The organism is Streptomyces silvisoli, from assembly GCF_029269905.1.
GTDB classification, from domain to species: domain Bacteria; phylum Actinomycetota; class Actinomycetes; order Streptomycetales; family Streptomycetaceae; genus Streptantibioticus_A; species Streptantibioticus_A silvisoli_A.
The window spans coordinates 129,633-146,811 of record NZ_JARJBC010000009.1 but is presented as its reverse complement, the minus strand read 5'-3'; the positions used below and the strand labels follow the sequence as shown (position 1 = coordinate 146,811).

The following is a 17,179-nucleotide window of genomic DNA, read 5'->3' as shown; positions in this document are numbered from 1 at the left end:
GGCCACCCTAGTGCGACGGCAGCCCGTCGGGGGCGCCCGTCCAGTACCTAGGACTCCAGCAGCCGCTGCCCCACGTACTCGCCCGGTGCGCAGCCGCCCGGCACCGCGAACAGCGCGCTGGACTCGTGCCGGATGAAGCGGGACAGCCCGTCCGCGCGGTCCAGCTTCTGCTGCACCTTGATGAAGCCGTTGAACGGGTCCGACTGCCAGGCCACGAACAGCAGTCCGGCGTTGGGCGTGCCGTCCTGGTCGTATCCGTCGTGGTACGAGAACGCCCGCCGCAGCATGGCCGCGCCCCCGTTGGAGGCGGGCGCGGCGACGCGGATGTGGGCGTCCCCGGGGATCGCCAGCGAACCGTCCGGGTTGATCTTGTTGAGGTCCACCGGCGTGGTCTCGGTCCCGCCCGACAGCGGAGCGCCGTCCGACTTGCGCCGCCCTATCACCCGCTCCTGGCGGTCCAGCGAGAGGTGGTCCCAGGAGTCCAGCAGCATCCGGATGCGCCGCACCACCGCGTAGGAGCCGCCGTTCAGCCAGCTCGCGGCGCCGGTCTGGCCGGAGACGAAGATCCTGGCGGCGAAGTCCTTGTCGGTCGGCTTGGGGTTGTTGGTGCCGTCGATCTGGCCCATCAGGTTGCGCGGCGTCCTGGGCCGCTCGGTGGCTCCGGGGGCGCGGTTGAACCCGTTCATCTGCCAGCGCAGCGTCGCCGTGCCGGCCGCCTCCTTCTGCAGCACGCGCAGCGCGTGGAAGGCGACCAGCCCGTCGTCACCGCCGATCTGCACCCACAGGTCGCCGTCGCTCAGCTTGGGGTCGAGCGCGTCGGAGGAGAACGGCGGGATCGGCGCCAGGTTCTCCGGCACCCGGTCGTTCAGCCCGGTCTTGTCGAAGAATCCGAGACCGAAGCCGAAGGTCACGGTCAGCGAGGACGGCCCGGCGTCCAGCGCGATCTGGTTGTCGCCGTTCGGTGCCCGTCCCGCCGTCATCGCCTCGGCCGCCGCCGACCAGCGGCGCAGCAGCGCGGCGGCGCCCTTGCGCCCGGCGCCCGGTGCCAGGTCGAAGGCGACCAGGTGCCCGGTGGCCTGCGCCGGGTCGACGATGCCCGCCTGGTGGTCGCCGTGGAAGGGGACCGCCGTACTGCCCACCGACGTCAGTGGCGCGCCATCGGACATCGCCGCGTAGCCGTACGCGCCGCCCGCGCCGCCGACCACCAGGCCCGCCGCACCGGCGGCCGACGCGGCCCCCAGCAGCCGCCGTCTCGTTATCTCCTGACGTTCCGTCAGTTCACTTTGTTCCGCCGCCGGTTTGGCCGTAGCTTTCTTCATCAGCCGATCGCCACATTCTTGGTCTCGGTGACCTCGTCGATGTCGGAGGTGCGCACGGTCAGGGACAGTTGCCACTGCCCGGCCATCGGCAACTGGACGGACTCCGCCGTCCACGCGCCGGTACCGGCGTGGCTGAGCTTCACCGGCAGCGGCCCTATGCCCCGGGACCTCAAGGTGAACGAGAGGTCCACCTCGGGCACGTCGACCGGGTTGCCCGCCGGGTCGGTCAGGATCAGGTGCAGCTCGTTGCTTCCGGTGCGGGCCGGGTCGATGTGCACGCTGGCGGTGCCCTTGCCGTTCGCCCCGCCGGTGTCGTACGGGATGGCGGCGAACACCGGTCCGCCGCTCACCGGCACCGCGCCCGGCGCGGCCCCCGCCGCCGCGGCCTCCTCCACCGCCCGGCCCGGCTCGGTACCGCTGAGCACGGTGGAGACCGCCAGCACGATCACCGCGACGGCCGCCTCGGCCAGCACCGATCGGCGCAGGCCGGTGCGCGCCGGATCGGCGTCCCGGCGCCTGCGCGCCCGTGCGGTGGCCAACGCGGCCCGCTGCCGGGCGAGTTGGGCGGCCCGCGCCGGATTCGTGGACGTCGTCTCGGCGGGCCCCGCGGCCGGTACCGGTTCCGGCTCCTCCTGCGGGACGTCCTGCTCGGCCAGTCGGCCGGTCCAGCGCCGGGAGACGTACGCGGCGGCGAGCACCACCGCGACCAGCGCGACCTTGGCGACCAGCAGTTGCCCGTACGAGGTCGTCAGCAGCGCGTGCCAGGAGCCGACCTGCCGCCAGGCCTGGTAGCCGCCGGTCGCCGCCAGCACGCACACGCACCCGAAGGCGATCCGCGAGAAGCGGCGCACCGCCTCCCGTTCGATACCCGCGGTCCGGTACAGCGCGGTCAGCAGCGCGGCGAGCCCGCCCAGCCAGACCGCCATCGACAGCAGGTGCAGCATGTCGAGCGGCATCGCCACGCCCGGCTGGATGCCGACCGAGGCGTGCTCGGCCAGCGACCAGGTCGCCGCCAGCCCTGCCGCGATCGCCGTGCCGCCGACCGCCAGCCCGACCGCCAGGTTCCGCCGTCCGGCCCAGGCACCCCTGGTGAACGCGGCACCGAACAGCACCGACAGGAACACCGCCGCCGCGGCGAGCAGCAGCAACCGGCACAGCAGCGCCGTTCCCGGCTTGGTGTCGACCACCGACCGCACCGCACCGAGGTCGAAGACCCCGCCAAGGCCGGTCCCGTTGACGTAGGGGCCACGCAGCAGCAGCAACGCCAGCGTGGACACCGCCATCGCCGCCCAGCCGCCGACCGCCAGCCGCCGCATCACCCGCAGCCGGGCGCCGCGCGGCCAGCACACCGCGAGGAACGCGCAGCAACCGACCAGCAGCGCGAACCCGCCGTACGCCACATAGCGCCCGATCCCGTACAGCACCCCGGCGGCGCCCCCGCCGACGTCCTGCCGGGGCAACGCCGCCGAGGTCTTCGACGGCGCGCCGATGGAGAACGTCCAGGCGCCCGCGACCGGATGGGTGTCCGCCGAGACCGCCTTCCACGCCACGGTGTACGTGCCGTTGCCCAGGCCGGTGCGCAGCGGCACGGTCGCGGTGTCCGTGGCGCCGTCGGCGTGCTGGGCGGCGCCCTGCTGGACCTCCTTGCCGGACGGGTCGAGCACCCGTACCGAGTCGCTGGACAGCAGCACGCCCTCGGAGAAGGTGAGCAGCACCCGCGACGGCGCCGAGGGCACCACCGACCCCTCGCCGGGGTCGGTACGCAGCAGCGCGGCGTGCGCGGACGCCGGGGCCGCCCCGGCCAGCAGGGCTGTCAGCAGCGCGGCGAGCACCAGCAGCAGTCGCCGCGCGGTCGTCCTTCCCCCTGTGGTGGTCAGCGGTTCGGCGGCCATGGGCGGATCAGCCCTTCGGCCGGTAGGTCGCCGGTTCCACCGGGACGGTCACCGTGATCGGCGCCGACTTGGCGAAGCGCAGGGTGAACGACACCTTCCCGCCCACCGTCGGCTTCTTCCTCAGCCCCATCAGCATCAGGTGGTTGCCGCCGGTGCTCAGCACGAGCCTTCCGTGCGCGGGCACGGTGAACGACTTGACCTCCTGCATCATGTCCGACTCCGTGCGGTGCATGGTGACGTCGGAGGCCACGTCGCTGGTGACACCGGTCAGTTGGTCGCCGGCGCCGCCGGTGTTGTCCACCGTGAAGTAGCCCGCCGCCATGTCGTCCATCGCGGGCTGCGGCACGTATCCGCCACTGACCTTCAACTCGGGCTTGGCGCTGGCTGGTTGGGAGGAGCCCGCGGGCTTTCCGTTGCCGGAATCGGAGGATCCGCATCCGGTAAGCGCCACCGCGCCGATCGCGAGAGCGGCCGTGGTCGCCGCGAGTCGTCTCACAGGTCCTCACCCTTGATCAACTTGGGGATGTCACGCTGGTACGTGGCCGAGTCCGCGCTGTCGGTGTACGCGTAGTGCGCCTTGTCGTCCTTGGGGGAGAACGCCAGGACCTCGGCGCTGTGCGTGACGGTGTAGCTGCCGTCCTGCTGCTTGACCGGCTTCTCGATCGTTATGCCGAGCGACTTGGCGCCAGCCTGGATGGTGTTGAAGTCACCGGTGAGCCCGATGAAGCCCTGGCCCTGGCCGGGCAGCCAGCTGGCAAGGCGCTGCGGGGTGTCCCGGTCGGGGTCGGTGGTGATGAAGATGACCTGGATCTTGTCCTGCTCGGCCTTGGGCAGCTTGCGCTTGGCGTTGCCTATGTCGGACATGATCAGCGGGCAGACGTCCGGGCAGTGCGTGTAGCCGAAGTAGAGCAGCACGGGCTTGCCCGCGGTCTCCTTGGCGAGGTCGAACTTCTGGCCGTGGGTGTCGGTGAGCACCAGGTTCGGCTTGGCCATCGGCGGGGTGAGCGGCAGCGCTCTGCCACTGCTGGCGGAGGCGGAGACCGAGGCGACCGGCTTGTCGTCGGTGGAGCTGCCGCACGCGGTCAGGGCGAGCGCGGCGGCCGCCGCGAAAGCCGCGCAGAGCGCGACCGTGCGGCCGCGGTGGTTACGTGTACGCATTCAGGGATTCCCCAAAGATGGTGCGGGCCCCGGTCCGCGCTGGACGGACCGGGACGACCGTACGGAGAGAAGGTCAGACGGCGGAGCCGTCACCGCGGCGGCGACCGGCGAACACGCCGTAGCCGACACCCGCGGCGCCGAGCACGATGCCGACGACGCCCAGCACCCGGGCGGTGTCGTCACTGTCGCCGGACGACTTCGCCGCGGTGGACTGCGCGGCGGTCTGGGTGGCGTCGCCGCTCTTGGCGTCGGTCAAGGTGATGGTCGGCGCGGGGTGCGCGGGCTCGGCGCCGCCCGGCGTCGAGGTGTCGATCCAGCGCACGACCTGGTTGTTGTCGTAGGTCTGGAGCGCCTTGAAGGCGAGCGTGCCGGTGTCGGTCGGCAGCGGGCCCAGCGCCACCGGGAAGCGCTGGAACTCACCCGGCTTGATCTGGCCGCCCGACCAGGTGATCTTGGTGACGGCCTCGGTGACCTGGCCGTCGTCGGTGCTGATCGGCTTGGCGAGTTTGGTCTTGGTGACGGAGGCGGTCCAACCCGGAACCGGCTCGGTCTGTACCGAGGCGAGCGGGTGGTCGGTGGGGAAGTTGACCTCGACCTTGACCGTGTTGGCGTTGTCCTCCTCGTTGGGGACCTTGAACTCCACCGTGCTGTAGCTGCCCTTGGCGGCGGTGGTCGGGGTGACGGTGACATGCGCGAAGGCCGGTGCGGCGAGCAGCAGCACGGAGGCGCCGGTGGCGGCGCCGACGGCCGCGAGACGGTTGACGGCGCGCTTGCGTGAGGTGGTCATGGTCATGATGTTGGAACTCCACGGATGCGGAAGGCGATCTTCAGGGTGACGCGCATGCGGCCGCGACCCCAGTAGCCGACGGGCGTGTTCCGCCGATCCGTGTGTTGGGGGGAGAGGTCGCGTCAGGCCGCCAGGGCCAGGGCGGGCGGACCCCGCCGGATCACCGAGTGCTGAAGGAGCACCGACTCCGGACGCGCGCAGCCGTACGCCGCACGGCCCCGCCGTACCCCCGTCAGCCGCTCGGCGAGCAGTCCGGCGACGAGGGCCAGGGTCCGTACCGCGATCAGCGCGACGCGCAGCGGCAGCAGTCCGGCGGCCTGCCGCACACCGTGGCCGGACAGCCGGACCAACCGCCACAGCGCGGCCTCACCGCGGCGTAGCAGCCATCCGGTGACCAGCGCGGCGGCCAGATGGCCGAAGATCATCGGCAGCGAGTACGCCAGACAGCCGTGCCCGACCGCCATTCCCGGCATCCCGGGCATGTTCTGAGGGGGCGTGGGAGCTGACGACGGGTCGATATGGGCCTGCCGCAGCAGACGCTCGGCGCTGTCCGGGGTCAGCCGCAGCAACTGGTCGTTGCAGAGCAGATGCCCGGCGAGCGCCATGAGCCGGCTCGACCGCCCGTCGGTCACCGGTTCGGCGCACCACTGCCCGGCGCTGAACAGGGCGTGCAGTCCCAGCTGTCCGCCCAGCATGGCCGCCGCGATGCCGGGCAGCGAACGCTCCCGTCCCGCCAGCGGCGCGGCCACCGCCACCACCGCGGCCCAACCGGCCAGCAGCGCCCACAGCGGGATGCCGCCCCCGGACGCCATGGAGTGCCCGGCCGCGGACAGCGTGACGCAGACCGCGGCGAACACCGCGGCCCTCAGCAGTCTCAGATCGGCGCCGGCGCGCACGGGGGCAGTCATGGCGGGCGTCATCATCCCACCCGCCCCGGGCACCCCGAACAGCAGGGTGCCCGGCTCGGGGCGGTGCGCGAAAGGTGCCCCATTACTCCGCTATGTCTGTTCTATGCGTCCGCCGAATGAGCGGCATCACGTCAACACCACGCTTACCGGTCGACTTTCGCGGCAATACGTATCCGTACATCGAGCCGCGGCCAGGAGGCTGGAGCATGAGCATCTGGTGGTCACTCCATTTGCGGCGCGAAGCTGCGAGCGTTCCGCTCGCCCGTCGGCTCCTGCTCGGCACGATGGAGACCGCGGGCGTCGATCCGGACATCTCCTACGACCTGTCGGTGGCGCTCTCCGAGGCCTGCGCGAACGCCGTGGAGCACGCGGGTGGCGCGAGCCCGGGCGGCGGATACCAGGTCACCGCCCACATCGAGGGCGACCGCTGCCGGATCGAGGTCACCGACTCGGGACCGGGCTTCCCCCTCGGCCGCATCCGGCGCACCGTGCGCCCGCTGAACCGCAGATCCCACCAGTCGGAGCACGGCCGGGGGCTGTTCCTGATCGAATCGCTGGTGGACCACGTCCACTTCCACAACAGGCCCGGGCACGGCGCCGTCGTCAGCTTCGACAAGGTCCTCAAGTGGCGCGAGGACTCGTTGCTCAAGGCATCCTGACCACGACCGCCACCATCCCGCCGACCGGCCCGCGCCGCTCAGGGCGGGCGAGCCCGGATCGCGGTGCGGGGCGCGCACCCCGCACCGCGATCGTCAGGCCGTCGGCCTCAGCCGCGCAACTCGCGCATCCACGCCTCGACTTCGTCCGCCCGCCGCGGCAGCGCCGCCGACAGATTGCGGTTGCCGTCCTCGGTGACCAGGATGTCGTCCTCGATGCGGACGCCTATGCCGCGGTACTCCTCCGGCACCAGCGTGTCATCGGCCTGGAAGTACAAACCGGGCTCCACGGTGAGCACCATGCCCGGCTCCAGCGTGCCCTCCACATAGGTCTCGGTGCGGGCCTGGGCGCAGTCGTGCACGTCGAGGCCGAGCATGTGGCCTGTGCCGTGCAGCGTCCAGCGGCGCTGCAGGCCCAGCTCCAGTACGCGCTCCACCGGGCCCTCGACGATGCCCCACTCGACCAGCTTCTCGGCCAGCACGCGCTGCGCGGCGTCATGGAAGTCGCGGTACTTGGCGCCCGGGCGGACGGCGGCGATGCCCGCCTCCTGCGCCTCGTACACCGCGTCGTAGATCTTGCGCTGCAACTCGGTGTAGGTGCCGGAGATGGGCAGGGTGCGGGTGACGTCGGCGGTGTAGAGGGTGGTGGTCTCCACCCCGGCGTCCAGCAGCAGCAGGTCGCCGGAGCGCACCGCGCCGTCGTTGCGCACCCAGTGCAGGGTGGTGGCGTGCGGACCGGCGGCGCAGATGCTGCCGTAGCCCACGTCGTTGCCCTCGACCCGGGCGCGCAGGAAGAAGGTGCCCTCGATGTACCGCTCCGAGGTGGCCTCGGCCCTGTCGAGGACCTTCACCACGTCCTCGAAGCCGCGCACGGTGGAGTCCACCGCACGCTGCAGCTCGCCGATCTCCCACTCGTCCTTGACCAGCCGCAGCTCGCTGAGGAACTCCTTCAGCTCCTCGTCCCGCCCGGCGTCCAGCGCCTCGGCGAGCGCCTGCTCAAGACCGGCGTCATAGCCGCGGACGATGCGCGTCGGTGCCGGGGCGGCGGCGGTCAACTCCTCGGCGGTCCTGCGCACATCGCGGGTGGGCAGCCCCAGCAGCAACTCGCCCTCGGCCAGGCTGTGCCGACGGCCGACCCACAACTCACCCTGGCCGTCCAGCCAGAACTCGCCGTTCTCCCGGTCGGAACGCGGCAGCAGGTACGCGGTCGCGGTGTGCCCGTCCGCGGTGGGCTCCAGCACCAGCACGGCGTCGTGGGTCTGGTCGCCGGTCAGGTGCACGTACTCCGACGAGGCGCGGAAGGAGTACTCGGTGTCATTGGAGCGGGTCTTCAGGTTGCCCGCCGGGATCACCAGCCGCTCGCCGGGGAAGCGCGCGGAAAGTGCGGCGCGGCGCTCGGCCGCGTACCGAGCCTGGGCGATCGGCCGCAGGTCACGCAGCTCGGTGTCGGCCCAGCCGGACTTCATCAACTCGGCCAGTTCGTCGGAGACGGCCGGGTACAGGCCGTTCTTCCGCTGCTTGATCGGCTCATCGCCTTCGGGGTTCTCCGGGGCGCGCTCCTCGGCCACGTCATGCCTCCTCGCACTAGGACGAATGCCATCGTAAGCGCGTGCGGGCGCGTGCAGACCGGCCTGTGGACAACACTTGCACCAGCCTGTGGACAACATCTGTCGGGACCGCGTCAAGCGGCTCTCCGCGGGTGCCGCTCGGTCGACGTTCAGTCGTCGAAGCGGGTGGCCAGCAGCACGATGTCGTCGACGCCCGGCGTCTCCCGCTCGTCCGGCAGGCAGACCCGCAGCATGTGGTCGGCGAGCAGCTCCGGGTCCTCCCGGGCGGCCCGGGGCGCGTCCGCCGCCGCCGCGTGCAGCAGCGCGAACGCCCGGTCCACGGGCTGGCCCATCCGGTGCAGCAGCCCGTCGGTGTACAGCAGCAGTGTCTCGCCGCGCTCCACCTCGAACTCCACGCTGGGCGCCTCCCAGCAGCTGAGCATCCCCAGCGGTGCGGACAGCGAGGTCTCCACGTACTCGGCGCGCCGCTCGCCGACGACCAGCGGCGGGCAGTGCCCGGCCCCGGCGAGCAGCAGCTTGCGGCTCCCCGGCTCCACGTAGGTGAACAGCGCGGTCGCCGACCGGGCCGGTTCCGTCACCCGCAGCAGCAGCTCCAGGTCGGACAGCACCGCGACCGGGTCCTCGCCCTCCATGACCGCGTACGCCCGCAGCGACGCCCGCAGCCGCCCCATCGCGGCCACCGCGCTGGGACCCGAGCCGGTGACCGAGCCGACCGCCAGGCCGAGCGCGGCCTCCGGCAGCGGCAGCGCGTCGTACCAGTCGCCGCCACCACGCGGCCCGGTCCGGTGCCGCACCGCCATCCGCACCCCCGGCACCCGGGGCAGCCTGCTGGGCAGCAACTCCTCGCGCACCACGGCGAGGGTGTCGTGCGCCCTGGTGTGCTCGATCTGCCGGGCGACCAGCTCGGCGGCGTACCGCACGTACAGGGCGGCCAGATGCCGCTGGCGCTCGGTGGGTTCGGCCGGTTCGTCGTAGAGCCAGACCACGGCGCCGAGCCGCCCGCAGCGGGTGGTCGACAGCCGCAGTCCGTAGCTGGCGCCGAAGCCGAGCTGCCGGGCGACCTCGCGATGGCGCTGGTCCAACTCGGGTTCCCGGGCCAGGTCGGTGTGCAGCACCTCCACCAGGCCGTCGGCGTAGCCGACCACCGGGCCGTCCAGCAGGCGGCCGAAGGCGGCCTCGCCGCGCGGCACCGTCTCCATGGTGCCGAGGTCGGCGCGCGGCAGCCCGTAGCCGATGGAGGTGTACGGGCCCAGGCCGTCGGCCGGTTCGAGGACCGCCAGGCCGCGGCGGGCGCCGACCAGACCGGCGCCGGTGCGCAGCAGTTCCTTGAGGGTGGCGTCGAGGGTGGCGGTACGGGCCAGTTCCTCGGTCAGCTCGTGCAGCGTGGTGAGGTCGGAGATCCAGGAGGCCATGCGGTCCTGGAGGGCGGCGAGCTGGTCGATCGACCGGAAGGCGTCGGCGAGTCCGTCGGCCGCGGGGGTCGTGGTGCGGTCGCCACGCGGTGCGGAGGGCGCCGTGCGCGAAGAGGCTCCGCTGGCCGCGGACGGTTTACTCGGGGCTTCGGCGGATGGCTCTGACGGGGTGCCGGCGGTGGTCTCGGCGGGGGGTGAGTCGGCCACGCTGGCGGGATTCTCGGTGACGCCGGTAGTGAGAGGATCGATTCCGGCCACTTTCGGGATGCGGGCTGCACTCATGGTCGGGGGCTTCCGCAGTGAATCCGGTCGCAGTGGAGGTTGCCCGGATTTCTACCGCTTTGCTGGTATTCGGGCGTGACGTTTGTCTCGGCGGCTGAACTGCCCTTTTCTGTCAATAGCATTGCAAACCCCCATGTCATGCTGCGCCGCTATCAATACCTCCCTTGTACACGCATGGATGAGGGCATGTCCAGGATTGCGCAGGTGGCCGCGCGGGTGTCTCTGAGGGGCCACAGAAGCGGCTCATGGTGAGAGGTTGACTTAAAATAGCCGTCGGCTAAGTCAATTCACGATCGACTGGCGCCAATCAGTGCCAATCACCAGCGTGTCCAACAGTGCGTCATATCCGCGTCGGCGGGTACGTACGTGATGGGACAGGGGCAGGGCCGCCCGATCGACCAGATCCGGCAGGAACCCGCGACCCGGCCCGCGCGTCCTACACGACGACGGCTGACGAACCCCTGTACAAGGGGTTGCGACAACAGAGGCGTTGCGAGCAGAGGGGTGTCGGCAAGCGGCACCGGCGTCGGAACTTTTGCAGGACAGCAAGCGAAACGCCATGTAAGCGCCACCCCTCGCCATGTTTCACGCTTGGCCGACGGCGTGATGCGCTGCCTCGTACGCGGTGTGCTGCCCTCATGGGGGAGACGCGTTCGGTTGGTAACGGGCAGATCCTGGAGCGTTTACGGGAAAGGAACGAGCGCACATGCGCGAGATCCTCGGAAGGCGACGCGGGTTCATGTGGTCCAAGTGGTCCAGGCGGGAGCGGTCGACACCGCGCGGCGCGGCACTCACCTACGCCGAGCGGTGGAGCTGGCCGGTGGTGCCCGGTGTCGGCACCGGCCTGGCGGCCGAGGAGCGGCGCGGTTCGTCCCGCGGTGATGCGGCGCTGACCTGCGCCTGCGCGCGGGTGGACTGCGCCGTGCCCGGCGCGCATCCGCACGACCCCGACCTGCTCGCCGCGACGACGGATGCACGGATGGTCGGCTGGTGGTGGACCAAACGCCCGGACGCACCCGTGCTGCTCGCCACCGGCCGCACGGTGTCGGCGGTCAGCCTGCCCGCCAGCGCCGGTGTCAGGGCGCTGGCCACGCTCGACGCGATGGGGGTGAGGCTCGGCCCCGTGGTCGCGACGCCGACCCGCACCGCGCTGCTGGTCGCCCCGTACTCCATGGAGGAACTCGGCGAACTGCTGCACCAGCACGACTGGGTGCCCTCCTCGTTGCGGTACCACGGGCGCGGGGGCTACGTGGTGCTGCCGCCCTCGCGCACCGGTGCCGGCCGGGTGGGCTGGGAGCGGGCGCCGCAGCCGGGGCCGGGGGGCGGGGCGCCGTGGCTGCCGGAGATCTCGGTCATCGTCGACACCCTGGTCGAGGCGGGATCGTCCGCGCCCGACGGCAGCCGTCTCGCGTACTGAGGCCTGACATCCGCGGCTGTTCACTCTTTCGGGTGTGAGAGGCCGCCCATAGCGGGTTGTACCGCGCGGCCACCGGAACAGCCCTGTTCCGCCCGATATGTTCGGCTCCATCAAGCTGTCCCCGGCACCGCAGGTGGTCCCCATGGAGCGCGCGTCGAATCTGCGCATGATCGCCCTGGCAAGCGTCGCAGCCCTCGCCGTGGCGCTGCCGCTCGCCGCCGCGACGGCGGGCCCGGCGGAGCACGGAAAGGCGTCGGCGAAGACGCCCGGGCTGGTCGGCGACGCGTCCCGGAACGTCTCCAGGGGCGCCGCCGGTGGCGCGCCCGGGAGAACCGCCGACGGCAAGCCGGGGGAATCACCGTCGGAAGCCGCCGGTCTGCTGGGCGACTCAGGGCTGGGCCTTCCGTCAATTCCCGGAGGGGGCGCGTTCGCCGGTACGCGATCCAATGCCGGAGGGCAATCTTCCGCATCTGCCGACTGCGGTCCGCAACTCACTTCGCGGAACGCGGTCGAGGCCCAGATCTGTGTTCTCACCGACGGCCGTGAGACCTGGGGCCGCACCTACTACCGGAATATGACCGGCGGCCCGCTCAACGCGGTACTCACCCTCATGCGACCCGACCAGCGAACCGTGGTGGTGCACTGCCCGATTGCCGCCGCGGCCGATCCACGGGTGTGCGAGACGCCGCACGACCCCACCGTGACCACCGGCCAGGACGCGCCGTCGTACCAGGCGGTGGCTGAGTTCGCGGCGCCGGACGGGGACCGGGTGTTGCTGCACGCGGGCAGCAACGAGGGCGGCGACTCGGATCAATAGGCGCTGGTCCGGTCCGGTATCGGTGCGACTGACCCGTCGGCGGCATCCGGACATGGAAAGGCCCGGTCGCTGGCGACGGGGGATGCACCAGCGACCGGGCTGTAATTAACGGTAACAAGAGATCGCCCGTTCGCAAATTCGTGTGCCGAGATCAAAACCCCTATTTACCAGCCCCTATGGGGAGTTGTGACGGGGATCACGCGGGAATCACGTGCCGATCACGCACTTGTGAACGTTTGAACCGATGGCGGTCAGCTGCCGTTCAGCTCAGCGTGATCTGCCGATTCGCCAGGCCGCTGCGCGCCCTGCGCTCCTGCGAGGTCAGCGGCGCGTCCGAGGCCAGCGCCTCACCGAGCCGCTCGCCGAACGCCGCGGCGGGCTGCTCGACGTCCTCCGCCCGCATCGACACCGGCAGGTCCCACACCGGCACGACCAGGCCGTGCGCGCGGAACGAGCCCACCAGCCGCGTCCCCTCGCCCAACGACGAGGCGTCCGCCGCGTGCAGCCGGGCCAGCGCGTCCAGCAACTTCTCCTCCGGGTGCGGCATCACCCAGCGCAGATGGTTCTTCTCCGGGGTCTCGCACCAGTACGCGGCCTCAACTCCGGTCAGCCGTACGGTGGGTAGCGCCGCCTCGTTCGCCCGCTCCAGGGACGAGGCGACCTCACCCGTCGCCTTCGCCGCCTCCTCCGGGCCGCCCAGCCAGAACTCGAAGCCGGTGTGCACAACCGGGTTGAACGGCTCGGTCAGGTCGAGCAGGTCCTGCAACCGGGGGGCGGACGGGTCCGGGCGCACCGCCTCCACCTGGTTGCCGGGCTTGGTCTCCAGCGCGCGCCGCAGCGTTTCGGCCAGATCGCGGCTGATGTCACCGGACGCGGTGTCGTTCTGCAGGCCGAGCAGTACGGCGCCGTCTTCGCGGCGCAACGCGGGCCAGGCCATCGGCAGCACGGTGGCCAACGTCACCGACGGTACGCCCTGCGGCAGTCCGCCCTTGAGCGCCAACTCCGCGGTGGCGGCCGGCACCAGCTCGCGCAGCGCCACCCAGTCGCACTCGCCGGGCAGACCTTCGAACGGCCGCCGCACCAGCTCGGTCACCGCATGCGCCGCCGCGCGCCCGTGGCAGGCCTTGTACCGGCGGCCGGAACCGCACGGGCAGGCCTCCCGCGCACCGACGACCGGGACCTCCCCGTCGCCTGGCGCTGCCGAGGGCTTGCGGTCCTTGGTGAGGGGGCGCTTCTTGGCCATGACTGGGTGTCTCCCGCGTGCGGTGTACGTTTCCCACGCGAGCCTAGTGCCCTACGGGCCGCGGACGTTGTCGCGCCGGTCGTGTCCACCGGGGAAGAAGCCGCGGCGGAAGTCGGGCCGCCGTCAGGCCAGTTCGTCGAAGAGGCCGCCGAGGTCGCCCAGCGCGGCGGGCACGGCCATGCGCGTGCCCACGGCGTCGCGTCGCGCGTGCCGACCGCGCACCGGCAGCACCGCCCACACCGTCACCTCGCCGGGCCGGTCCCTGACGCCCCAGTCGAGCGACAGGGCACCGACGATGCCGAGTCCCCGACCGCCGCGCGCGGTCAGCGAGGGGCTGGACGGCTTGGGGCGGGTGGGCCCGCCGCCGTCGGTCACCTCCAGGGTCAACAGCCCGTCCGCGTCGAGCCGCCAGGCCGCGCGTATGCCGGAGTCGCGCACTCCGTCGCCGTCACCGTCGATCGGGCGGCCGTGCCGACACGCGTTGCTCAGCAGCTCCGACAGGACCAGTACCGCGTCGTCGACCACCGTGTCCGGGGTCTGGCACTCGCCCAGTTCCTCACGTAGTCGCCGACGTGCCGCACCTAGCCCCGCCGGACCATGAGGCAGGGCCATGGTCGAGGATGCCGTTACCTGTCGGGCTGCCACCAACGCCACCCCCGCTACCTCCTTCACCCCGCGCCACGGATTGGATGCCCCAAAGGACTGGACCGGAAACAGGCCATTCACCGTCCCTTGGTGCACTCTTGGCAGTCGAACACGGTCCGAACGCGCCGGTGTACTCCGCGTGTGGGGCAGGTGCCGAAGTGATCCAGTTATCACCAAATCTTGTCGGCTTTCTCGGTTTATCGCCCGAGTTGTTCCAGTACTCGCCTGGGTCGGTTGGTGATGATGGCGTCAACTCCCAGCCGTACGCACAGCTCCACGTCCGCCGGATCGTCCACCGTCCAGACGTGAACCCGATGTCCGGCCCGATGCAATCGCGCCACATATCCGGGGTTGGCGCGCAGGATGCGGATACCGGGGCCGGCGATCCGCGTTCCGGCGGGCAGCCGTCCGTCGCGGTACCTCGGCAGCACGTAGCTCATCAGGAACACCGTGGGCAGTTCCGGTGCGGCGGTCTGGATCCGGCGCAGCGAGCGCGCCGAGAAGCTCATCACCCGTACCTGCGGGCGGCCGTCCACCGGGCGCAACAGGTTGAAGCGGCCCAGCAGTTCCAGCAGCCGCTGCTCCACCTGCCCCGCCCAGCGCGTCGGATGCTTGGTCTCGATCGCCAACTCGATGCGCCGGTCGGCGCTGACCACGAGTTCCAGCAGCCGCTCCAGGGTGAGTACCGAGCTGCGCTCCAGCGGGTCGGGCGTCCAACTCTCCCAGTCGGGGGCCTCGTAGGCGTCCTTCCACGATCCGAAGTCCAGTGCCGCCAGCTCGGACAGCTCCAGCGCGGACACCGCTCCGCGCCCGTTGGACGTACGGTTGACGCGTCGGTCGTGTACACAGACCAGGTGACCGTCGGCGGTGAGCCGAACGTCGCACTCCAGCGCGTCGGCGCCGTCCTCGACGGCCTTGCGGTAGGCGGCGAGGGTGTGTTCTGGAGCGTCTTCCGACGCTCCGCGGTGGGCGACGACTTGGATGGCCTTCGGGCCGGGCGGCGCATCTCCGGCCGGGTACGCATGGGTCACGGGGTTATCGTGCCATCGTCTGGTGACAGAGTCCGATTGGTCAGAGTTTTCCCCTTCGCGATAGATGACCGTTTCGCTGCTTGTAAAGGAAGGCGGCCACCTGGGCGGGGACTGCTTACGGTGGTCCGACGGCCCATGGGAAAAACTGTGCTACGGCACCCTTTCCCCTGTCAGTCAGCTGGCGGCCCCCGTCAGCCCCGCATCGCGTCCCATCGCGCACCTTCGAGGAGATACAGCTGTGAGCACCGAGAACGAGGGCGGCCTCCCCGCCTCCGGGCAGGACGGTGGCGGCCGGCCCTTGGAGGGCGAGCCGGGCGTCTCGGAGCAGCCCCGCGACACCGCGCAGATGCCCCCCGTCCCCCCGACGCACCCCAGCACGCCGCCTCCGGTACCGCCGTCGGCCTTCTCCGTCCCCGGCCAGCCCACCGCGCCACCGCCTCCGCCGCTGGGCCGGCCGCCGCTCGGGCAGCAGCCGCCGAACGGCCCGCAGGACCCGTACGGTTCGTACGCGCTGAGCCCCACGCCCGAACCGAAGCGCCGTGGCGCCGGCGGTCTGGTCGTCGCGGTCATCGTGGCCGCGCTGGTCGCGGGCGGCGTCGGCGGCGGCATCGGCTACTGGGCGGCCAACCGCGCCGACAACGGCTCGACCACGGTGTCGTCCGCCGTCGACCCCAAGGCGCTCAACCGCCCGCCCAACTCGATCGCCGGAATAGCGAACAAGGCACTGCCCAGCGTGGTGACCATCAACGCCAGCGGCAGCCAGGAGAGCGGCACCGGCACCGGCTTCGTCTACGACACGCAGGGCCACATCCTCACCAACAACCATGTGGTGGCCCCCGCCGCGGGCGGCGGCAAGCTGACCGTCACCTTCTCCAACGGCAAGACGTACGACGCCGAGGTGGTCGGCCGCGCCCAGGGCTACGACATCGCCGTGATCAAGCTCAAGAACGCGGGCGACGCCAAGCTGACCCCGCTGCCGCTCGGCAACTCCGACCAGGCCCAGGTCGGCGACGCGACGATCGCGATCGGTGCGCCCTTCGGCCTGTCGGGCACGGTCACCACCGGCATCGTCAGTGCCAAGAACCGTCCGGTCGCCTCCAGCGACGGCCAGGGCACCACCGCCTCCTACATGAGCGCCCTGCAGACCGACGCCTCCATCAACCCCGGCAACTCCGGCGGCCCGCTGCTCAACGCCAACGGCGCGGTGATCGGCGTCAACTCGGCCATCCAGTCGGCCAACAACGGCGGCGGGAACATGTTCGGCGGCTCGTCGCAGGCGGGCAGCATCGGTCTCGGCTTCGCCATCCCGATCAACGAGGCGAAGTACGTGGCCGACACCCTGATCAGGACCGGACAGCCGGTGTACGCGGTGATGGGCCTGTCCGTGAACATGAACTACAACGGCCAGGGCGCCCAGATCTCCGACAACGGCGCCAACGGCGGTTCCGCGGTCACTCCGGGCGGCCCGGGCGACAAGGCGGGCCTCAAGGCGGGCGATGTGATCACCAAGCTCGACGACACCATGATCGACAGCGGCCCCACCCTGATCGGCACGATCTGGCAGCACCGCCCCGGCGACCAGGTCCAGATCACCTACCAGCGCGGCGGCTCCACCCACACCACCACGGTCACCCTGGGCGAACGCAAGGGCGACAGCTGACCGACAAGATCCCACCGAACCGGCTAGGCTGTCCCTCGCGTCGCCCAGACGACGCGGGGGAGAGTTGCCCGAGCGGCCTAAGGGAACGGTCTTGAAAACCGTCGTGGCAGCGATGTCACCGTGGGTTCAAATCCCACACTCTCCGCGCAGGCCAGCGTAGGTGCTGGTCAGAAGGGGTGTCCTCGGATCGGGGGCACCCCTTCGGCGTACCCCCGTCCCTCGTGCCTGCGGCGTCCGCCTGGGTGGGTGACCCCTGTGGGCCGCTCCTCGTCGCGCGGGGCTCCGCAGTGCTCGACCGGTTTCGGCGACGCCGCGGCCTCACGGGTCAGCGCGGCGAGATCGTACGCGTCCGCCGTCGGGCTCAGACAGGCGGGATTCCAGTCG

15 protein-coding genes and 1 tRNA gene are annotated in these 17,179 nt (G+C 71.4%); 5 read left to right on the top strand and 11 right to left on the bottom strand.

The annotated features are described in order from the left end of the window. Positions 1-47 precede the first annotated feature (47 nt). The 6 genes from efeB to P3G67_RS16775 form a co-directional block, all read right to left on the bottom strand. Entirely contained in the window at positions 48-1,319 is a 1,272-nt protein-coding gene (gene efeB / locus P3G67_RS16800; RefSeq protein WP_276094209.1) for an iron uptake transporter deferrochelatase/peroxidase subunit, read from the bottom strand. After that, positions 1,319-3,211, bottom strand: coding sequence for a copper resistance CopC/CopD family protein (locus P3G67_RS16795; RefSeq protein ID WP_276094208.1), 1,893 nt, complete (start codon positions 3,209-3,211; stop codon positions 1,319-1,321). Before P3G67_RS16795 ends, efeB begins: the two co-directional genes overlap by 1 nt. A 7-nt stretch (positions 3,212-3,218) precedes the next feature. Continuing rightward, positions 3,219-3,707, bottom strand: coding sequence for a copper chaperone PCu(A)C (locus P3G67_RS16790; RefSeq protein ID WP_276094207.1), 489 nt, complete (start codon positions 3,705-3,707; stop codon positions 3,219-3,221). Further along, entirely contained in the window at positions 3,704-4,369 is a 666-nt protein-coding gene (locus P3G67_RS16785; protein WP_276094206.1) for an SCO family protein, read from the bottom strand. Before P3G67_RS16785 ends, P3G67_RS16790 begins: the two co-directional genes overlap by 4 nt. Before the next feature lie 73 nt (positions 4,370-4,442). After that, entirely contained in the window at positions 4,443-5,156 is a 714-nt protein-coding gene (locus P3G67_RS16780) for a YcnI family copper-binding membrane protein (protein ID WP_276094205.1), read from the bottom strand. A 122-nt stretch (positions 5,157-5,278) separates the two neighbouring features. Then, positions 5,279-6,064 (bottom strand): hypothetical protein, encoded by a 786-nt coding sequence (locus tag P3G67_RS16775; protein ID WP_276094204.1) that lies wholly within the window; start codon positions 6,062-6,064, stop codon positions 5,279-5,281. Between the two features lie 206 nt (positions 6,065-6,270). Here P3G67_RS16775 and P3G67_RS16770 point away from each other — a divergent pair, with 206 nt between their 5' ends. Continuing rightward, positions 6,271-6,723: an ATP-binding protein gene (locus tag P3G67_RS16770; RefSeq protein ID WP_276094203.1), complete on the top strand. Its 453-nt coding sequence runs from the start codon at positions 6,271-6,273 to the stop codon at positions 6,721-6,723. Between the two features lie 107 nt (positions 6,724-6,830). Here the strand turns inward: P3G67_RS16770 and P3G67_RS16765 are convergent, their stop codons facing one another. Next, positions 6,831-8,288: an aminopeptidase P family protein gene (locus P3G67_RS16765; protein ID WP_276094202.1), complete on the bottom strand. Its 1,458-nt coding sequence runs from the start codon at positions 8,286-8,288 to the stop codon at positions 6,831-6,833. 149 nt (positions 8,289-8,437) lie between these two features. After that, positions 8,438-9,982 carry a PP2C family protein-serine/threonine phosphatase gene (locus tag P3G67_RS16760; RefSeq protein WP_276094201.1) on the bottom strand — a complete coding sequence of 515 codons (1,545 nt, stop codon included), beginning with the start codon at positions 9,980-9,982 and terminating at the stop codon, positions 8,438-8,440. Between the two features lie 706 nt (positions 9,983-10,688). On the opposite strand from P3G67_RS16760, the gene P3G67_RS16755 reads away from it, so the two are divergent. Both P3G67_RS16755 and P3G67_RS16750 read left to right on the top strand, forming a co-directional pair. Continuing rightward, a complete protein-coding gene (locus P3G67_RS16755; RefSeq protein WP_276094200.1) occupies positions 10,689-11,399 on the top strand; it encodes a bifunctional DNA primase/polymerase in 711 nt (236 codons plus the stop codon). Between the two features lie 142 nt (positions 11,400-11,541). After that, complete coding sequence (locus tag P3G67_RS16750; RefSeq protein WP_276094199.1) at positions 11,542-12,216, top strand: hypothetical protein; 675 nt, start codon at positions 11,542-11,544, stop codon at positions 12,214-12,216. Positions 12,217-12,478: 262 nt separating this feature from the next. Here the strand turns inward: P3G67_RS16750 and P3G67_RS16745 are convergent, their stop codons facing one another. The 3 genes from P3G67_RS16745 to P3G67_RS16735 all read right to left on the bottom strand — a co-directional run bounded on the left by P3G67_RS16745 (position 12,479) and on the right by P3G67_RS16735 (position 15,135). Beyond that, a complete protein-coding gene (locus tag P3G67_RS16745; protein ID WP_276094198.1) occupies positions 12,479-13,459 on the bottom strand; it encodes a DUF5926 family protein in 981 nt (326 codons plus the stop codon). Between the two features lie 123 nt (positions 13,460-13,582). After that, positions 13,583-14,071 carry an ATP-binding protein gene (locus P3G67_RS16740; protein ID WP_391858274.1) on the bottom strand — a complete coding sequence of 163 codons (489 nt, stop codon included), beginning with the start codon at positions 14,069-14,071 and terminating at the stop codon, positions 13,583-13,585. Positions 14,072-14,301: 230 nt separating this feature from the next. Continuing rightward, a complete protein-coding gene (locus P3G67_RS16735) occupies positions 14,302-15,135 on the bottom strand; it encodes a glycerophosphodiester phosphodiesterase (protein ID WP_276094196.1) in 834 nt (277 codons plus the stop codon). 238 nt (positions 15,136-15,373) lie between these two features. On the opposite strand from P3G67_RS16735, the gene P3G67_RS16730 reads away from it, so the two are divergent. Together P3G67_RS16730 and P3G67_RS16725 are read left to right on the top strand one after the other, a co-directional pair. Next, positions 15,374-16,795 (top strand): S1C family serine protease, encoded by a 1,422-nt coding sequence (locus P3G67_RS16730; protein WP_276094195.1) that lies wholly within the window; start codon positions 15,374-15,376, stop codon positions 16,793-16,795. 58 nt (positions 16,796-16,853) lie between these two features. Further along, a tRNA-Ser gene (locus P3G67_RS16725) sits at positions 16,854-16,940 on the top strand. The last annotated feature ends 239 nt before the right edge of the window (positions 16,941-17,179 follow it).